General features: G+C 72.0%; 16 protein-coding genes. 8 read left to right on the top strand and 8 right to left on the bottom strand.

Annotation, left to right across the window (positions count from 1 at the left end):
• Nucleotides 1-3: 3 nt before the first annotated feature.
• From ABT254_RS33945 to ABT254_RS33935, 3 genes are all read left to right on the top strand, one after another.
• The gene (locus tag ABT254_RS33945; protein WP_351478756.1) at nt 4-1,080 is read left to right on the top strand and encodes an ABC transporter ATP-binding protein; all 1,077 of its coding nucleotides are present in this window, start codon (nt 4-6) and stop codon (nt 1,078-1,080) included.
• A 56-nt stretch (nt 1,081-1,136) separates the two neighbouring features.
• Nucleotides 1,137-2,603, top strand: a complete 1,467-nt coding sequence (locus ABT254_RS33940) for an HAD-IA family hydrolase (RefSeq protein ID WP_351478753.1) — start codon at nt 1,137-1,139, stop codon at nt 2,601-2,603.
• Nucleotides 2,604-2,730: 127 nt separating this feature from the next.
• Complete coding sequence (locus ABT254_RS33935; protein WP_351478750.1) at nt 2,731-3,198, top strand: hypothetical protein; 468 nt, start codon at nt 2,731-2,733, stop codon at nt 3,196-3,198.
• 2 nt (nt 3,199-3,200) lie between these two features.
• On the opposite strand, the gene ABT254_RS33930 is transcribed toward ABT254_RS33935, so the two are convergent.
• The 6 genes from ABT254_RS33930 to ABT254_RS33905 all read right to left on the bottom strand — a co-directional run bounded on the left by ABT254_RS33930 (nt 3,201) and on the right by ABT254_RS33905 (nt 9,529).
• Nucleotides 3,201-4,196: an MASE1 domain-containing protein gene (locus ABT254_RS33930; protein WP_351478747.1), complete on the bottom strand. Its 996-nt coding sequence runs from the start codon at nt 4,194-4,196 to the stop codon at nt 3,201-3,203.
• A 50-nt stretch (nt 4,197-4,246) separates the two neighbouring features.
• Entirely contained in the window at nt 4,247-5,077 is an 831-nt protein-coding gene (locus ABT254_RS33925; RefSeq protein ID WP_351478744.1) for a PP2C family protein-serine/threonine phosphatase, read from the bottom strand.
• A 153-nt stretch (nt 5,078-5,230) separates the two neighbouring features.
• A complete protein-coding gene (pgm, locus tag ABT254_RS33920; protein ID WP_351478741.1) occupies nt 5,231-6,871 on the bottom strand; it encodes a phosphoglucomutase (alpha-D-glucose-1,6-bisphosphate-dependent) in 1,641 nt (546 codons plus the stop codon).
• Between the two features lie 80 nt (nt 6,872-6,951).
• Nucleotides 6,952-8,145, bottom strand: a complete 1,194-nt coding sequence (locus ABT254_RS33915; protein WP_351478739.1) for a serine hydrolase domain-containing protein — start codon at nt 8,143-8,145, stop codon at nt 6,952-6,954.
• A 355-nt stretch (nt 8,146-8,500) separates the two neighbouring features.
• Nucleotides 8,501-8,974 carry a carboxymuconolactone decarboxylase family protein gene (locus ABT254_RS33910; protein ID WP_351478736.1) on the bottom strand — a complete coding sequence of 158 codons (474 nt, stop codon included), beginning with the start codon at nt 8,972-8,974 and terminating at the stop codon, nt 8,501-8,503.
• 102 nt (nt 8,975-9,076) lie between these two features.
• Nucleotides 9,077-9,529: a flavodoxin family protein gene (locus tag ABT254_RS33905; RefSeq protein WP_351478733.1), complete on the bottom strand. Its 453-nt coding sequence runs from the start codon at nt 9,527-9,529 to the stop codon at nt 9,077-9,079.
• Between the two features lie 61 nt (nt 9,530-9,590).
• On the opposite strand from ABT254_RS33905, the gene ABT254_RS33900 reads away from it, so the two are divergent.
• Complete coding sequence (locus tag ABT254_RS33900; protein WP_351478731.1) at nt 9,591-10,004, top strand: hypothetical protein; 414 nt, start codon at nt 9,591-9,593, stop codon at nt 10,002-10,004.
• Between the two features lie 55 nt (nt 10,005-10,059).
• On the opposite strand, the gene ABT254_RS33895 is transcribed toward ABT254_RS33900, so the two are convergent.
• Complete coding sequence (locus ABT254_RS33895) at nt 10,060-10,941, bottom strand: YegS/Rv2252/BmrU family lipid kinase (RefSeq protein ID WP_351478728.1); 882 nt, start codon at nt 10,939-10,941, stop codon at nt 10,060-10,062.
• A 51-nt stretch (nt 10,942-10,992) separates the two neighbouring features.
• Nucleotides 10,993-12,591, bottom strand: coding sequence for an FAD-binding oxidoreductase (locus ABT254_RS33890; protein ID WP_351479142.1), 1,599 nt, complete (start codon nt 12,589-12,591; stop codon nt 10,993-10,995).
• A 92-nt stretch (nt 12,592-12,683) separates the two neighbouring features.
• On the opposite strand from ABT254_RS33890, the gene ABT254_RS33885 reads away from it, so the two are divergent.
• The 4 genes from ABT254_RS33885 (at nt 12,684) to ABT254_RS33870 (ending at nt 16,730) form a co-directional block, all read left to right on the top strand.
• Nucleotides 12,684-13,283, top strand: a complete 600-nt coding sequence (locus ABT254_RS33885; RefSeq protein WP_351478725.1) for a TetR/AcrR family transcriptional regulator — start codon at nt 12,684-12,686, stop codon at nt 13,281-13,283.
• Entirely contained in the window at nt 13,280-14,860 is a 1,581-nt protein-coding gene (locus ABT254_RS33880) for a glycerol-3-phosphate dehydrogenase/oxidase (protein ID WP_351478722.1), read from the top strand. The genes ABT254_RS33885 and ABT254_RS33880 overlap by 4 nt, the downstream gene beginning before the upstream one ends.
• A 93-nt stretch (nt 14,861-14,953) precedes the next feature.
• A complete protein-coding gene (locus ABT254_RS33875) occupies nt 14,954-15,235 on the top strand; it encodes a hypothetical protein (protein WP_351478719.1) in 282 nt (93 codons plus the stop codon).
• 226 nt (nt 15,236-15,461) lie between these two features.
• On the top strand, nt 15,462-16,730 hold the full coding sequence (locus ABT254_RS33870) for an MFS transporter (RefSeq protein WP_351478716.1): 1,269 nt from the start codon (nt 15,462-15,464) through the stop codon (nt 16,728-16,730).
• Nucleotides 16,731-16,825 lie beyond the last annotated feature (95 nt).

Here is a 16,825-nt window from a genome sequence, read left to right as displayed (position 1 = left end):
ACCATGACCGCCACCACGCTTGAGAAGACAGCCGTCGACAAGGCCGCCACGGTCGAATTCCGCGGCCTGCGCCGCGAGTTCGGGGCGACCGTCGCCCTGGACGGGCTCGACCTGACCGTGCAGCCGGGAGAGTTCCTGGCGCTGCTGGGCCCGTCCGGCTGCGGCAAGACCACCGCGCTGCGCATGCTCGCCGGGTTCGAACACCCCGACTCCGGTGAGGTGCTGGTCGACGGCGAGGACGTCACCCATGTGCCGGCCCACCGCCGGGACGCCGGGATGGTCTTCCAGTCGTACAGCCTCTTCCCCCATCTGAGCGCCCTCGACAACGTGGCCTTCGGGCTGCGGATGCGCAAGGTGCGTACGGCTGAACGCCGCTCCCGTGCCGCCGAGTTGCTGGAGCTGGTCGGGCTCGCCGACAAGGGCGAGCGGTTTCCGCACCAGCTCTCCGGCGGCCAGCAGCAGCGCATCGCACTCGCCCGCGCCCTCGCGCTGCGCCCCCGCGTCCTGCTGCTCGACGAACCGCTGTCCGCGCTGGACGCCAAGGTGCGGCTGACGCTGCGCGAGGAGATCCGGCGCCTCCAGCAGGAGCTCGGCATCACCACCCTGTTCGTGACCCACGACCAGGAGGAGGCCCTGTCCGTGGCCGACCGGGTCGCCGTGATGCGGGCCGGACGGCTCGAACAGTGCGCGGAACCGGCCGAGTTGTACGGGCGTCCGGCCACCGCCTTCGTCGCCGAGTTCGTCGGCACGATGAGCCGGATTCCCGGGCAGCTGTCCGGGACGACGGTGGATGTCCTGGGCCTGCGGCTGCCCGCCGAGGGGGTCCTTCCCACGGCGACGGAGGTGGACGTGCTGGTGCGGCCCGAGGCCGTGCACGTCACCGCGGACGCCACCGGCGACGCCCGGGTGATCGCCACCGCGTTCCTCGGCGCCGCCACCCGCATCACCGTACGCCTGGCCGACGGCACCGAGGTCAAGGCAGATCTGCCCACCCACGAGGCCGCCGCACTGGCAGCCGGAGCGACCGTACGGGTGTCGCTGCCCGAGCGCCCGGTGCTGGTCGCCGAGCGGGCGGCGTGAGACGCCGGACACTCGCAGGACATCCGGGAACATCCCCCCACACGAAAGAAGAGACCGTGACCCAACCCCCGCTCCAGGCCGTCCTGTTCGACATGGACGGCACGCTCGTCGACACCGAGCGGCTGTGGTGGGAGGCGGTGCAGTACGTGGCCACGGGCCTCGGCCGGCCGCTGACCGAAGCCGACCAGCCGGACGTGCTCGGCAGGCCGGTCGAGCACACCGCCGCCTGGCTGGGCGGGCTCACCGGGACGCCGGATCTCGCCGACCGGCTGCACGCCGAGTTCGCCGACCGCGTGCGCACCGGCATCGTGCCGCGTCCCGGCGCGCTGGGCCTCCTCGACGCCCTCGCCCGCGAGGGCGTGCCCACCGCGCTGGTCACGGCCTCGCCCCGCGCGGTGGCCGACAGCGTCCTGGCCGTCCTCGGCGCCGACCGCTTCCATGTCTCCGTGACCGCGGACGACACCGAACACACCAAGCCCGCGCCCGACCCCTACCTCGCGGCCTGCCGTGCCCTCGGCGTCGACCCGGCGCGCTGTGTGGCCGTCGAGGACACCCCCACCGGGGTCAGCTCCGCGGAGGCCGCCGGGTGCACGGTGCTGGCGGTGCCGTCGCTGGCGCCGATCGAGGCCGCCCCCGGGCGGACGGTCGTGGCCAGCCTGGAGGAGGTGACCCCTGACCGGCTGCGGGCCCTGGTGGTCCCCCGGCTGCGGGTGCTGAGCTGGAACCTCTGGTTGGGCGGTGCGAAGGTCGACGACCACCGCGCCAAACAGCTCAAGGTCATCCTGGACACCGAGGCCGACGTCGTGGGCCTGCAGGAGACGGCCGGCACGGCGGCCCGGGAACTCGCCGAGGCGCTGGGCTGGCACCACCACCAGGCCGGCGAGAACCTCGGCATCATCAGCCGCCACCCCATCACGGCCCGCCTCGGCGATCCCGACGTCGGCTTCTACGGAGCGGCCGGCGCCCGTATCCGCATCGGCCGCGCCCACGAGGTGGACGTATGGACGGCGCATCTGCACTACACGCCGTACGGCCCCTACGAAGCGGCCTTCGACGGGCTGGGCCCGGCCGAGCTGATCGCCCATGAGGACCTGCGGCTGGCCCAGATGCGGGAGGCCCTGCGGCGGATCGCGGAGTCGGCGGACGGGACGACCCCCGTCATCCTGACGGGTGATTTCAACAGCCCCTCCCATCTGGACTGGCCGGACGTGGCCTGGCCGGTGACGAGGGCGGCCGAGGAGGCGGGACTGCGCGACTCCTACCGCGAGGCCCATCCCGATCCGGTCCGCGCACCGGGCCACACCTGGTCGCCGGTCCACACCCACCACGAGGAGGACAGCACCCGCCCGGAACCGCAGGACCGTATCGACTACGTGCTGCACAACGGCCACGGCCTCGAAGTCGTCGACTCCCGCACCGTCGTCACCGGCGTCCCGCGCGCCTGGCCGGACGTCGCGGGCAACGACTGGCCGTCGGACCACGCGGCGGTCCTGACCACGTTCGCCCTCAACCATCGGGAGTGACGCGGCATCGAGAGCCCTGTCGTTGCTCCATCCGAGTGGTGTATCCCTGCCCGCAGTCGTAGCGTCGGAACGAGTCCTGGCGTCAGAGCGTCATAGCGTCGGTAGGAGACGACAGCGGGGAGCGGACATGCGCAGGCACACACTGAGTACGGCGGTCACGCTCTGTTTCGCGGCCTCGCTCGCGGCAGCGGCGAGCGCGCCCTCCGTGGCCCGGCCGACGTCCACGCCGGCCTCGCAGACCGCACGTCAGCAGGCCAGGGTCCCTGTCCTCGTCGACTGCTTCTTCCACCCGGAAGTGCGCCCGACGGACTTCATCCTCGCCTGCGGTGACGGCAACAGCCGCCTGGCCGCGCTGCACTGGTCCAAGTGGGGCACGGGCTCCGCAAAGGCCGAGGGCGTCAACATCGTCAACGACTGCAAGCCGTACTGCGCGGCGGGCAAGTTCCACACCTACCCGGTGGTCGTCCGGCTCGACCGGGCGCAGCCCTGGAAGAAGCACCCGCATCTGCGGCACTACAGCCGGATGACCCTCGAATACCCGGCCGGCAGGCCGGACACGTTCTCGCCGACGGTGACGTATCCCCTGTGGAACTGAGGTCAGTGCCGGTCGTCCACCTCGATGGGCGGCCGGCTCTGCGGGTTATCCCCCGCGGCGAGGTGTTCCAGGACCTCGACCAGTTCCTGGCAGGCCTGTTCCACCGACCGCCTGGTGTTCAGCTGCTCGGTGATCACGGCTGACAGGAGCAGCGCGGTCAGCGCCATCGCGCCGTTGAAGGCCTGGAGCTTGATCATCACCTGGACGCCGGTCAGCCGGGCGAAGGGCCCGACCTGATCTGTCGCCGCGATGGTGGCCATGACGGACGCGAAGAGAGCGCACAACATGCTGCCCGCGAGCTGGAAGCGCAGGGCCGCCCAGATCAGGAGCGGGTAGACCAGGAACAACACACTCACGGAGCTGTGGGTGGCGAAGGGGACGAGGGCGCAGGTGATCAGTGCCAGAAGCACGGCCTCCTTCCAGCGCCGCGTGCAGCGATGCCGGCGCGCTCCGTACAGCACCAGCAGGACCGGGGTGACGATCAGGACGCCCATCGCATCGCCGGCCCACCACGCCGACCAGACCAGCCAGAAGCCGTCCGTGGCGAGTTTCCCGGTCAGCACGAGCAGGCCGGCGCCCGCGGTCGCGCTGATCAGGGTGGCCGTCAGCGCGGCCAGGAACACCAGCGCGAAGCCGTCCCGCAGCCGGGCGAGGTCGGTGCGGAAGCCGACCTTGCGCAGCAGGTAGTACGCGCAGACGGGAGCGGCGGTGTTGCCCACGAGGGTGCCGGTCACGGCGGGCTGGACCGAGCTGATGGACATGACGACGAGGAGCGCGCCGAGCACGATACCGGGCCAGATACGCAGGCCGAAGAGGAGCAGACAGGCCACCGCGAGGCCCGTGGGCGGCCAGATGGGTGTGACGACGGCACCCTCGACGACGAGCTGCCGCAGAAGTCCCAGCCGCCCGGCGGCGAAGTAACAGGCGGCGACGGCCGGCGTCTGGAGGGCGAGAACGGCCGGTCGGCGCAGATCCGGGATACCCACCACAGCTGCCATCAGACACCGGTGCCGCCCGCTCGGCGAGGCGAAAGGCGCCGGGTCCGGCCCTATGGCTCAATGCCGGGACCGTCGTGGGTGACGACGAGTACGGCCGCGTCGTCCTCGTGGCCGACCCGCTCGGCGATCTTCATCACCCCGGCGGCGAGGACGTCGGCCTCCATGCCGGCCACCGCGGCGCTGCCCGCGAGCTGCACCACCCGGGCGAGGCCCTCGTCGACGCTCAGCGAGGGTCCTTCCACCACGCCGTCCGTGAGCAGGACCAGCACCCCGCCGGTGGTGAGCCGGTGGCGGGTGACGGGGTACTGCATGTCTGCCGCGATGCCGAGGGGTGGTCCGCCCTCGTCCTCGGCGATGCCGCACTGGCCGTCCGCCGTGGCCCAGATGTGCGGGATGTGTCCGGCGCGTGCGCTCTCCAGAACGCCGGTGGCCGGGTCGAGCCGTAGGAAGGTGCAGGTGGCGAAGAGGTCGGTGCCCAGGGACAGCAGCAGGTCGTTGGTGCGGGTGAGGAGTTCGCCGGGCTCGCCGGTGACGGAGGCGAGTGCGCGCAGCCCGACCCGGACCTGCCCCATGAAGGCGGCCGCCTCGATGTTGTGGCCCTGGACGTCGCCGATGGACAGTCCGATGCGGCCGTCGGGCATCGCGAAGGCGTCGTACCAGTCGCCGCCGACGTTGAGGCCCTGGCAGGCCGGTGCGTAGCGGACGGCGAGGTGGTAGCGGCAGGCGGCGGGCAGGTCCCGGGGCAGCATGCCGCGTTGCAGGGCGAGGGCCAGCTCCACCCGGGAGCGCTGCAGCTCCGCGAGTTCGCGTGCCTGGGCGGTCAGCGACCCGAGTCGGGCAAGCAATTCGTCGCCGTCCTCTGTCGGACGCTCGAGGGACATTGATCACTCCGGCGGGACCGTGGGCCATGGCCCCTTCGGGGCAAATCCCCAGATTATGCGTTTAACGGGATGTTCGCGACATGGCGGCCGGTGAAGTCCCCCGTGCGGCTTCACCGGCCGCCCTGCCGCGCACCCGCGGCCGTGGCGTCCGGCTCAGCCGCCGAGGGCCGCCATGACGATGTCCTTGGCCTCCTCCTGCACCTGGCGCAGATGGTCGGGGCCGCGGAACGACTCGGCGTAGATCTTGTACACGTCCTCGGTGCCGGAGGGGCGGGCCGCGAACCAGGCGTTCTCGGTGGACACCTTGATGCCGCCGATGGCGGCACCGTTGCCCGGGGCCTCGGTGAGCACCCCGGTGACGGCTTCCCCGGCCAGGGTGTCCGCGGTGACCTGCGCGGGTGACAGCTTGGCGAGCAGTGCCTTCTCCTCACGGGTCGCGGGCGCGTCGATGCGCGCGTAGGCGGGCTCGCCGAAGCGGGCGGTCAGAGCGGCGTAGTGCTCCGAGGGGGTCTTCCCGGTGACCGCGATGATCTCGGAGGCGAGCAGCGCCAGGATGATGCCGTCCTTGTCGGTGGTCCACACCGAGCCGTCCCGGCGCAGGAAGGACGCCCCGGCCGATTCCTCTCCTCCGAAGCCGATCGAGCCGCCGACCAGCCCGTCCACGAACCACTTGAACCCGACCGGCACCTCGACCAGGCGGCGTCCCAGGTCGGCGGCGACCCGGTCGATCATGCCTGAGGACACCAGGGTCTTGCCGATGCCCGCGTCCGCGGGCCACTCCTTGCGGTGGGCGTAGAGGTAGGAGATTGCCGCGGCCAGGTAGTGGTTGGGGTTCATCAGGCCGGCGTCGGGGGTGACGATGCCGTGCCGGTCGGCGTCCGCGTCGTTGCCCGTGGCGACCTGGAAGCGGTCGCGCTGTTCGATGAGCGAGGCCATCGCGTACGGCGAGGAGCAGTCCATACGGATCTTGCCGTCCCAGTCCAGCGTCATGAAGCGCCAGGTCGGGTCGGCCAGGGGGTTGACCACGGTCAGGTCGAGGCGGTGTTGTTCGGCGATCCGGCCCCAGTAGGCGACCGAGGCACCGCCGAGCGGGTCGGCGCCGATGCGCACGCCCGCGGCGCGGACGGCGTCCAGGTCGAGCACGTGCGGCAGATCGGCGACGTAGGCGCCGAGGAAGTCGTGGCGGCGGGTGGTCTCGGCGGCGCTCGCACGGGTGTACGGAATGCGCCGCACGTCCTTCAGCCCGGCGGCGATGATCTCGTTGGCCCGGTCCTGGATCCAGGAGGTCGCCTCGGAGCCCGCGGGTCCGCCGCTGGGCGGGTTGTACTTGAAGCCGCCGTCGGCGGGCGGGTTGTGGGAAGGGGTGACGACCACGCCGTCGGCGAGGCCGGAGGTGCGGCCGCGGTTGTGGGTGAGGATGGCGTGCGAGACGGCGGGGGTGGGCGTGTAGCCGTCCGCGCTGTCGATGAGGACGGTCACCTCGTTGGCCGCGAACACCTCCAGGGCGGTGACCCGCGCGGGCTCGGACAGGGCGTGGGTGTCGGCGCCGAGGAAGAGCGGGCCGTCGGTGCCCTGCTCGGCGCGGTACTCGCAGATCGCCTGGCTGGTCGCGGCGATGTGGTCGTCGTTGAACGCGGTCGCCAGGGACGATCCGCGGTGTCCTGATGTGCCGAACGCCACCCGCTGCCCGGGGTCGGCCGGGTCCGGGTGCAGTGCGTAGTACGCGGTGACCAGCCGGGCGACGTCGACGAGGTCCTCGGGGCGTGCCGGGCTGCCCGCTCGCTCGTGCTGCATGTGCCCGCTCCTCCACATCGGTTGACCAAAACGCTTGCCGCTCCATCTTCCCCGTCTTGGCGGCGGCCAGCGAGAGCGGGTCAGTGCTTGGAACGTGTCAGCAGCGCGCAGACGAAGTTCTCCTGGACGGCGCGCAGTCGGCTGAGCAGCGCCGGTGTCTGGGACTTGTTGATCTGTGTGGTGACGGAGAAGGTCAGGGAGCGGCGGCCGTCGGGGGTGGCGGCGATGAGCTGGGTGTAGCCGGGGAAGTTGCCGGTGTGCCCGAGGACGACGCCGCAGCGGGTCGCGTAGCGGAAGATGGCGAGGCCCGCCATGTTCCGGCCGGGGCCCGCGGGTTCGGACGCGCCGGCGATCCAGCGCCGTTGCTCGCGCACCACGTTCTTGCCGTAGAGAGCGCCGCCCGCGTAGCCGCGGATGAAGCGGGTCAGGTCGGCGGGTGTGGAGATGATGCCGCCCGAGGCCCAGGAGCCGGAGGCACCGAGGAGCTCGCTGACGTCCTCCGGGGGCGGCGGCCCCGTCACGTCGTAACCGTGCAGATAGGGCTCGGGGATCATGTAGCCCTGGGGAAGGGTCGTGTCGTGCAGGCCCAACGGCCGGTAGACCAGCATCCGCAGCAACAGCTCGTACGGCTTTCCGGTCGCCGCCTCCGCCATCAGCGCGACGGCGATGTTGTCGGAGTTGGAGTAGCGGTACTGGCTGCCCGGGCGGAAGTTGAGGGGCTGGTCGGCGACGAAGTCGAGCAGGTGCCGGGAGTCGAAGTGGTGGTGCGGGTCCGCGGCGAGGATGCTGCGGAACTCGGGGGCCGCACTGAAGTCCGGCAGTCCGCTGGTGTGGTTGAGCAGCTGCCGGAGCGTGACGCGATGCCAGGCCTTGGGCAGATGTGGCAGCCGTTCGCCGAGCGTCTCGTTCAGGCGCAGGGTGTGCCGGTCGACCAGGCTCAGGGCCACGGCTCCGCTGAAGGCCTTCGCGGTGCTGGCGATGCGCATGTGGTCGTACTGGCTCGGACGACGGCCGGTGGCGAGATCCGCGACACCCGCCCGTACCACCTGGGTGCGCCCGTCCCTGCGCAGCACGGCGATGACGCCGGGCGGCCCGCCGGGGGCGCGGACGAGCTGCTCGAGCTGGCCCTGCAGGTCGCTGCCGCGCGCTGTGGGTGCGGCGGCGGTGCTCGCGGGGGTCTGGCAGAGGGCTGCCAGGCAGACCGCGGCGACACCGGTCGCCCGCAGTCGGGTCCGGAGCGGGAAGGGACGGGCCGGAGTGGCGCGAAGGGGCATCAGTTCTCCCGGGGCGGGCCGTAGGTGCAGGCCAAGCCTGTCCCCGTGGCCGGGGTGCGGCTCTTCCGGCTGCTGCATACGGCCCAACGGTTCATCCGTCGGCCGGCACCACCTTGAGCACCTTTCCCTGAGGACTGGCCAGGACATAGCCGGCGGCGTACTTGTCGGCGAGGCAGACCTCGAAGGCCGCGGGGTCGTCGTTGAACTCGTTCGGCGGCTGCAGAAGCAGATAGGGGCTCGCCGGCTTGTCGACGCCCAGTTTCTGCTCGGCGAAGGTATGCGGTGCACACGGCCACGGCCCGGGCGGGCGCGCCCGGGCCGTGGCCGTGTGCCGGTGGGGATCAGGTGCCCGGTGTCATCCGAACATGCCCGGCTCGTAGTCGCCGGCCGGCTGCTGGACGATGACGTTGAAGCGGTTGTACATGTTGATCACGGCGATGGTGGCGACCAGGGCGGCGAGCTGGTCCTCGTCGAAGTGCTTGGCCGCGTTCGCCCAGGCCTCGTCCGTGACCCCGCCGGCCGCGTCCGCGATACGGGTGCCCTGCTCCGCCAGCTCCAGGGCGGCGCGCTCGGCCTCGGTGAACACCTTGGCCTCCCTCCAGGCCGCGACCAGATGGAGGCGTTGCGGGTCCTCCCCCGCGGCGAGGGCGTCCTTGGTGTGCATGTCGGTGCACATGCCACAGCCGTTGATCTGGCTGGCGCGGAGCTTCACCAGCTCCTGCGTCGCGAGCGGCAGCGCCGAGTCCGAGACGACCTTGCCCGCCGAGTTGAGGTGCCGGAAGAGCTTGGCCGCGACCGGGTTCTCGAAGAGGTTCAGACGAGCTTCCATGATGTGCTCCTGTGCCGTTGTCGGTGGTTACACCTCTTTGACGGCACGGCCCGGCAGGTTGTGACACGGCCGAATGTGACCTGCGTCTCACACGCACCGGGCTCAGTCGAGCAGTCCCGCGGCAAGCGTCGCGCCCAGTTCCCAGCACGCCTCGACGTCCGACTTGGCGGGCTCGCCGGTGACCGTCACGGGTTTCGCCGTGCGGCGCCAGCCCAGCCCGGTCGTGATCGCTTCGATCCCGCGCACCGCGCCCGTGACGTCGCTGCCGCCGTGCACGTAATAGCTGAAGGGCCTGCCCTGCGTCGCATCCAGGCACGGATAGTAGATCTGGTCGAAGAAATGCTTGAGGGCTCCGGACATGTAGCCGATGTTGGCCGGGGTGCCGAGCAGATAGGCGTCGGCCGCCAGCACGTCGGACGCCGTGGCCGCCAGCGCCGCCCGCCGCACGACCTCGACGCCCTCGATCTCGGGCGCGGTGGCACCGGAGAGGACGGCCTCCAGCATCGTCTGGCAGTGGGGCGAGGGCGTGTGATGCACGATCAGCAAGGTGGGCACAATCCCGCACCCTAGTGCCGCATCAGGCAACGTTCGCCCTGTCGATGGCTACTCTGACGACGTGGCCGATGAAAAGGACAGTGGGAGCGGCTCGATCCGACGCCCTTCGTGGGACCCGGTGGTGTTCACCGTCGCGCTGGAACTCGTCGGCCTCGCGTTCTCCGGGTTGGTCGCTCTGGTGGGGTGGCCGTTCGGGTGGCTGCCCGACACCAGTTTCGTCGGCCTCGTGACGGGCCTGATCGCGATCGGGCCTGCGGCTGAGTTGTACCGCGGGGCGGACCCGCCGCGTCGACTTGCTGTTGTCGCCGCTCTCCTTGTGCTGGCAGCGGTGAAACTGCTCGTGGCCGCAGCAGTGAACTGGGCCTTTCCTGCGCTGGCTGATCCTGGCGTCGGTATCCTCGTCGGCTACCTTGTTGCGTTACCCATCGGTGTGGCTGTGTTGGCTTGGTTCCTCAACAGGGCGAACGTTGCCTGATGCCGCACCGGTTCAAGCTGCCTCGTGAGGCGGCACGGGACCGCCTCGCGACCGCTCAGCACAGCACCCGCAGCGCTCCGGGCAGGACCCTGGCCGTGACGGGCAGGACGGCCTCGACCTCGCCGTCGGCGCCGTAGGGCACGCCGCGGTCGGCGGAGATGGTGATCTCCTTGCCGCGCAGGATGCGCACCTGTGGCCGGTGGACATGGCTGCCCGTCTTGAGTTCGTTCATCATCGCGAAGAAGAGCCGCCGGGGTGCCTCGCCGATCATCACCACGTCCAGAAGGCCGTCGTCCACGCGGGCGTCGGGGGCGATGTGGCGGCCGGAGCCGTAGTAGCCGGAGTTGGCGGCCACCACCGTGTAGCCGGTGTGCTGGTGTTCCTTGCCGTCGACGGTGACCCGGTAGTGGGCCGGTCGCCAGGTGGTGACGGCCCGGAGGCCGCCGGCGTAGTAGGAGGCCGCGCCCCGCAGGAGTTTCGCGTGGTTGGCGTGGCGGTTGGCGAGGGCGTCCACGCCCGCGTACACACTGCCGAGGACGACGGTGCGGTCGTGGACGGCGGACTCGACCTCGATGGTGTCGACCGCGCGCGGTTCACTGTGGAGCAGCACCTCGGCCAACTCGGCTGGCTGCGTGGGGAGTTCGAGGGCCCGGGCGAAGTCGTTGCCACGGCCGGCCGGGACCAGGCCGAGGACGGTTCCGGTGCCGCTGAGGGCGCCCCCGATGCCGCCGGCCATGCCGTCCCCCCCGACGGCGAGCACCACCCGGCCCCGGCCGCCCGCCTGCCGGGCGAGTTCCTGGGCGTGGGCCAGGCTGCGGCTGTACTCGGTCTGCAGCTCGGCGCCGGCCTCCCGCAGCGGCCGGGCCACGGCGAGCAGCGCGGCGGCCGAAGTGGATCCGCCCGCGGTGGGGTTGACGACGGCGGTGAACTGTCGCATCGGTGTGCCTCCGAGGGCGGACGGGTCGGTACTGCCGAACAGGGGTGACGGTCAGGCGTCGAGGGGCAGAAGCACCCCGGGGTTGAGGAGTCCTGCCGGGTCCAGTCGCCGCTTCACGGCGCGCAGGGCCTCGACGGCCAGCGGGCCGGCCTCGCGGACGTACCAGTCGCGGTGATCGGTGCCCACGCCGTGGTGGTGGGTGATGGTTCCGCCGGCGGTGAGGATCGCCTCGTTGGCGGCGTGCTTGGCCCGGGTCCAGTGTGCGAGGGGGTCCTCGCCCTGGGCGGAGACGACGGTGAAGTACAGCGAGGCGCCGTTCTCGTAGACGTGCGAGATGTGGCACATGACCAGGGGTGGGGTGCCGGCCTCGGTGAGTGTGGCGGTGAGCGCGTCGCGTACGGCCGAGTACAGCTCGGGGACGCGGGACCAGAAGGTCGCCGTCTCCAGCGTCTCGGCGAAGGCACCCGCGTCGAGCAGGGCGTCACGCAGATAGGGAGCCGAGTAGCGGCCGTGCGCCCAGCGCTCGCCGGGCTCCTCACCGAGCGGCGAGCCGCCGCACTCGCGCAGGACGGCCGCCGCGCGCTCGCGGCGGTACGAGACGTCGTCCTCCGTGCCTTCGTAGCCGGCGATCGCCGTGCATCCGGCGGCCGCCTGGGCGTCGGAGGAGCCGATCGCGTCCGGCTGGGCGAGGCCGATCAGGGTCTCGGTCTCGTCGGACAGGCGCAGCACGGTCGGGCGCGGGCCGTCCTGGGCGAGCCGGCGCAGTGCGGCGGCGCCCTCCTCGAAGGAGGGGAAGCGCCAGCCCTCGTAGATGCGGGTTTGCGGGACCGGTCGGATGCGGACCGTCACGGAGGTGATCACGCCGAACGCTCCCTCCGAGCCGAGAACGAGCTGGCGCAGGTCGGGTCCGGCGGCGGAGCGCGGGGCGCGGCCCGTGTCGATGGTGCCCTCGGGGGTGGCCAGGGTGAGGCCGAGGACCATCTCGTCGAAGCGGCCGTAGCCTGCCGAGGCCTGGCCGCTGGAGCGGGTGGCGGCGAAACCGCCGATGGTGGCCCACTCGTAGGACTGCGGGAAGTGGCCGAGGGTGAAGCCGTGTTCGGCGAGCAGCGCCTCGGCCTGCGGGGCGCGCAGGCCGGGTTGGAGGGTGGCGGTGCGGGAGACCGGGTCGAGGGCGAGCAGGCCGTCCATGCGCCGCAGGTCCAGGGCCACGAAGGTGCCCCGCCGTCCGGGGGCGAGTCCGCCGACGACGGAGGTGCCGCCGCCGAACGGGACGAGCGCCAGGCCGTGTTCGGCACACGCCCGCAGCACCGCAAGCACCTCGTCGTGGCCCGCCGGGAGCAGCACCGCCGCCGGGGTGTCCTCGACGTCGCCCTCCCGGATGCGCAGCAGATCGGGGGTGGACTTGCCGCGGGTGTGCCGGATACGGGTCTCCGCGTCGGTGCGCACGCACTCCTCGCCGCCCACGGCCGCCGCGAGGGCCTGATGCACCGCAGGCTCCAACTGCCCCTCCGGTACGGCGATGTCCGCCAGGCCGACCGGCTCGGCGCCGCGCGGCTTTACGCCGAGCAGATCGCGCAACAGCCCGATCACCGTGTCGGGCAGCGGCGTCGCCCTGGCCGGGTCGCCCCAGCCGCTCCACAGCATGTCCATGACTGTCGTCCTCACCGGTCGATTCGAGCGATTCCGTTGCGAGCTGTTCTCCGACCCTCCCCGCAGGGCGTCGAGGCGTTACACTGTGACACATGACGCCTATTCGTCACAACAGCTCGGACAATGATGCGGTGCTCGACGCGGTGCGGGACTGCGTCCTGGCCGTGGGGGTCCGCCGGACGACACTCACCGACGTGGCCCGCCGCGCGGGCGTCTCCCGGATGACGCTGTACCGGCGCTGGCCCGATGTGCGCACGCTGGTCGGAGACCTGATGACCCGTGAGTGGGTCGACGTGGCCACGCGGGCGATACCCGAGCGCAGACCGGAGGCGAACGCACGCAGCCTTCTGGTGGAGGGCCTGGTGGCGGGAGTGGAGTCCTTCCGCGCCCACCCCCTCTTCCGCAAGATCGTCGACGTCGATCCCGAACTGCTCCTGCCCTATGTCCTGGACCGTCGCGGCGCCAGCCAGATCGCCCTCCTGGAACTGCTGGCCGACAGCCTGAAGGAAGGGCACGCCGACGGGTCGGTCCGCGTGGGCCATCCCGAGCGCCAGGCCCGCGCCCTGCTGCTGATCGTCCAGTCCTTCACCCTGTCCCTGCGGACCATGACCGACGAGGACGACGCCGAGCTGTCCTCCGCGGCCTTCCTCGCGGAGCTGCGCTCCATCCTGGAGAGGACCCTCACGCCATGAGCCCCAGCCCTGCCGCCCCCGGATCGTCCCTGTCCGCCGCCCGGCGCTCGCGCGAACTGGCCGAGACCGTCGGCGGCCCCGCCGTGGACGTCCTCGTCGTCGGGCTCGGTGCCACCGGTGCCGGAGCCGCCCTGGACGCCGCGGCGCGCGGTCTGAGCGTCGCCGCCGTCGACGCCCACGACCTGGCCTTCGGCACCTCCCGCTGGAGCAGCAAGCTCATCCACGGCGGGCTGCGCTATCTGGCCTCGGGCCAGCTCGACGTCGCCCACGAGAGCGCGGTCGAGCGGGGCGTGCTGATGGAGCGCACGGCACCCCACCTGGTTCGCGCGCAGCCGTTCGTCCTGCCCTTGACCCCGCTGGTCTCCCGCGCTCAGGCAGCGCTCGCGTGGGCCGGTTTCCGGGCCGGCGACACCCTGCGCCTGACGGCCCGCACCGCCCGGGCCACCCTGCCCGCGCCACGCCGGCTCTCCGCCCTGGAGACCCGCCATCTGGCACCCGCCCTGCGCACCGGCGGGCTGCGCGGCGGCCTGCTGTCCTGGGACGGCCGCCTCGTCGACGACGCCCGCCTGGTGACCGCCGTCGCCCGCACCGCGGCGGCCCACGGGGCACGCGTCCTGACCCGCGTCAGGGCGCTGGAACTGACCGCCTCCGGTGCCCGCGTCCGCGACGAACTCACCGGCGAGGAGGGCGAGATCAGGGCCCACGCGGTGATCAACGCCTCCGGCGTCTGGGCGGGCGGCCTGGTGGACGGCATCCGCATCCGCCCCTCCCGCGGCACCCACCTGATCCTGCGCTCGGACCACCTCGGCCCGCTCCCGGCCGGCCTGCACATCCCCGTCCCCGGGGAGACGAACCGCTTCGTCCTCGTCCTGCCCCAGGGGGACGGCCGCGTCTACGTCGGCCTCACCGACGAACCCGTCGAGGGAGAGATTCCCGACGTTCCCGAGGCGCCCGAGACGGACATCGGCTTCCTCCTCGACGTCCTGGGCTCTGTCCTCGACGTGCCGGTCCGGCGCGAGGACGTCGTCGGGGTTTTCGCGGGACTGCGCCCCCTGCTGGACACCGCACCGGAGGCCGGGCCCGGCGCCGTGGCCAGGACCGCCGACATCTCCCGTCGGCACGCGGTGCTCACCTCGTCCGAGGGCGTGATCACCGTGGTCGGCGGCAAGCTCACCACCTACCGGCGGATGGCCGAAGACGCCGTGGACGCCGCCGTCGCCGCCCGCCACCTTCCCGCCGGCCCCTCCCCCACGGCCGCCCTCCCGCTCGTCGGCGCCGCGTCCCCTCGGACGCTCGAGGCGGTGCAGGCACCTCGCCATCTGGTACGGCGCTACGGCACCGAGGCACCGGCCGTCCTGGCACTCGGCGCGGAGGAGCCCCGGCTGGGCGAGAGGGTGCTGCCGGGCCATCCGGTGACCGCCGCCGAACTTGTGTGGGCGGTGCGCCACGAGGGCGCCCTCGACGAGTCCGACGTCCTCGACCGCCGCACCCGGATCGGCATGGTGCCTGCGGACCGGGCCGCGGCACTGGACACCGCGCGGGAACTGGTCGGCGAGGCCTTGACCCGGCGGGGGTGAGAGCCCGCGGCCTGCCCGCCGGCCCAGCCCGCAGGGCCCGGCGCGCAGGGCCCGGCGCGCGACACGGCAAATGTGCGCCTATGCTCCATTTGCGTGACACATACCTTCGACGAGCTGGTCGAGAAACAGCGCGCAGCCGACGAGGCGCACCTCCGGGTCGAGGAGCTGCAGCACTCGTACGGCCCGGTGACCCAGCCCGGTGGCTGGAGCGGACAACAGGCCGACACCTATGAGACCGCCCGCCGCGCCTGGCGCGACCTGGCCCGCGAGGCGCGGACGTCGGTCACCGAGTATGCGAAGGAGTCCGGCAAGCCTCGCAAGGAGGTCGAGGCGGAGGTCGAGCAGGCGGTGCGACAGTCAGAGCAGTGGAGCTGACGTGCGCCGCCTGCTATGATCTTGCGGGTTTCCGGAACCCTCTCGCTCACGCTCCGCCTCCGCGGACGTCGCGGGCCGCCATCGGAGCGGCCGGTTCCGTCTCGAAACGCACCGCACTCCATCTGACACCCCATCAGCAATCTGCTGATGGGGTGTCGCGCGTTTTGCGCCCGGTTCCTGTTGGAGGCGCCGGACGACACCCCGACGAAAGGACCCATCGACCGCGATGACCTCCCTGCCCCGCAAGGAAACAGGCGATCCAACACCCGAAGCACCGGACATCCCCCTGCGCCGCGTACCCGACTTCCGCCGGTTCTGGCTCTCGCGCGTGGTCTCCGGGCTGGGATCCGCCGTCACGACGGTGGCCCTGCCCGTGCTGACCTTCAAGGAGACCGGCTCGCCGCTGATGGTCTCCCTGGTGGCGGCCTCGGCGACCCTGCCCTACGTGGTCTTCGGGCTGATCGCGGGCACCGTGGCCGACCGGACCGACCGGCGCCGCCTGATGATCCTCACCGACTGGTTCAACGGGGCCTGCATCGCCTCCGTACCGGCCGCCTCCGCCCTGGGCGTCCTGACCGGCGGCCAGGTTCTCGTCGTGGCCTTCGCCTCGGCCGCTCTCGGCCTCTTCTTCGACGCGGGCGTGTACGGCTTCGTCCCCGACATCGTCGGCAAGGACAGGCTGACCGAGGCCAACAGCGCCGTCTACGGCGCGCAGACGGTCGTACGTATCGCCGGGAACGCGGTGGCGGGTGGCCTGATCGTGCTGTTCCGCCCGGCGGGCACCCTGGCGCTGGACGCCCTGTCCTTCGCCGCCTCCGCCCTGCTCCTCAAGGCGGTCACACACACCGCCCCCTCCGGCAAGCCGGCGGTGCAGCGGCCGGGGTTCAACGAGTCCGTCCGGGAAGGACTCCGTTTCCTGCACCAGCACTCGACGCTGCGCCTGATGACGGTGGTCGGCACCCTGCAGTCCTTCTCCGGAGGGGCCATCATCGGCCAGCTCGTCGTCTTCGCCGACCGCGTGCTGGGCATCCACGGCTCCGACGGGCGGATCGGCCTGCTGTACATGGGATGGAGTGCCGGAGGCATCGGCGGATCCTTCCTGCTGCCCCGGCTGCGGCGCCGATTCGAGGCGTTCCCCCTCCTGCTGGGGGTGCTTCCCCTCGGAGCCCTGCTCGGCCTGGTGGTCGTCCTCGGCTCGGACTGGCGGGTCACGCTGGTCGCCCTGACCGTGTGGGGGTCGGCCTACCTCGTCGTCCTGGTGAACACGATGACCTACTCCCAGGAGGTGACGCCGCCAGAGCTCCAGGGCCGGGTCAACACCACGCGCCGGATGCTCTCCTCGGGCCTGGGCGTTCCGCTCGGCGCCCTGGTGGCCGGTGCCCTCACCGTGCGGGTCGGCGTACAGGCCGGGATGTCGACGGCCGTCGGGGCGATCGCCCTGGCGGCGCTGCTGGTCTGGGGTGTCCAGGTGCGCAGGCGGGTGCTGCGGTCCTAGCACCGATGCCGTGTCCGTCCGGTGTCTGGGCGGCACGAGCGGCAGGGGCCGCCGCCGGTCCCGGGGCGCCGCCTGCCCCGCGTGCTGGTGGGCAG

The sequence above is a fragment of the Streptomyces sp. NPDC001137 genome (genome assembly GCF_040298885.1).
Lineage (GTDB): Bacteria > Actinomycetota > Actinomycetes > Streptomycetales > Streptomycetaceae > Streptomyces.
This window is presented reverse-complemented; position numbering and strand designations above follow the sequence as displayed.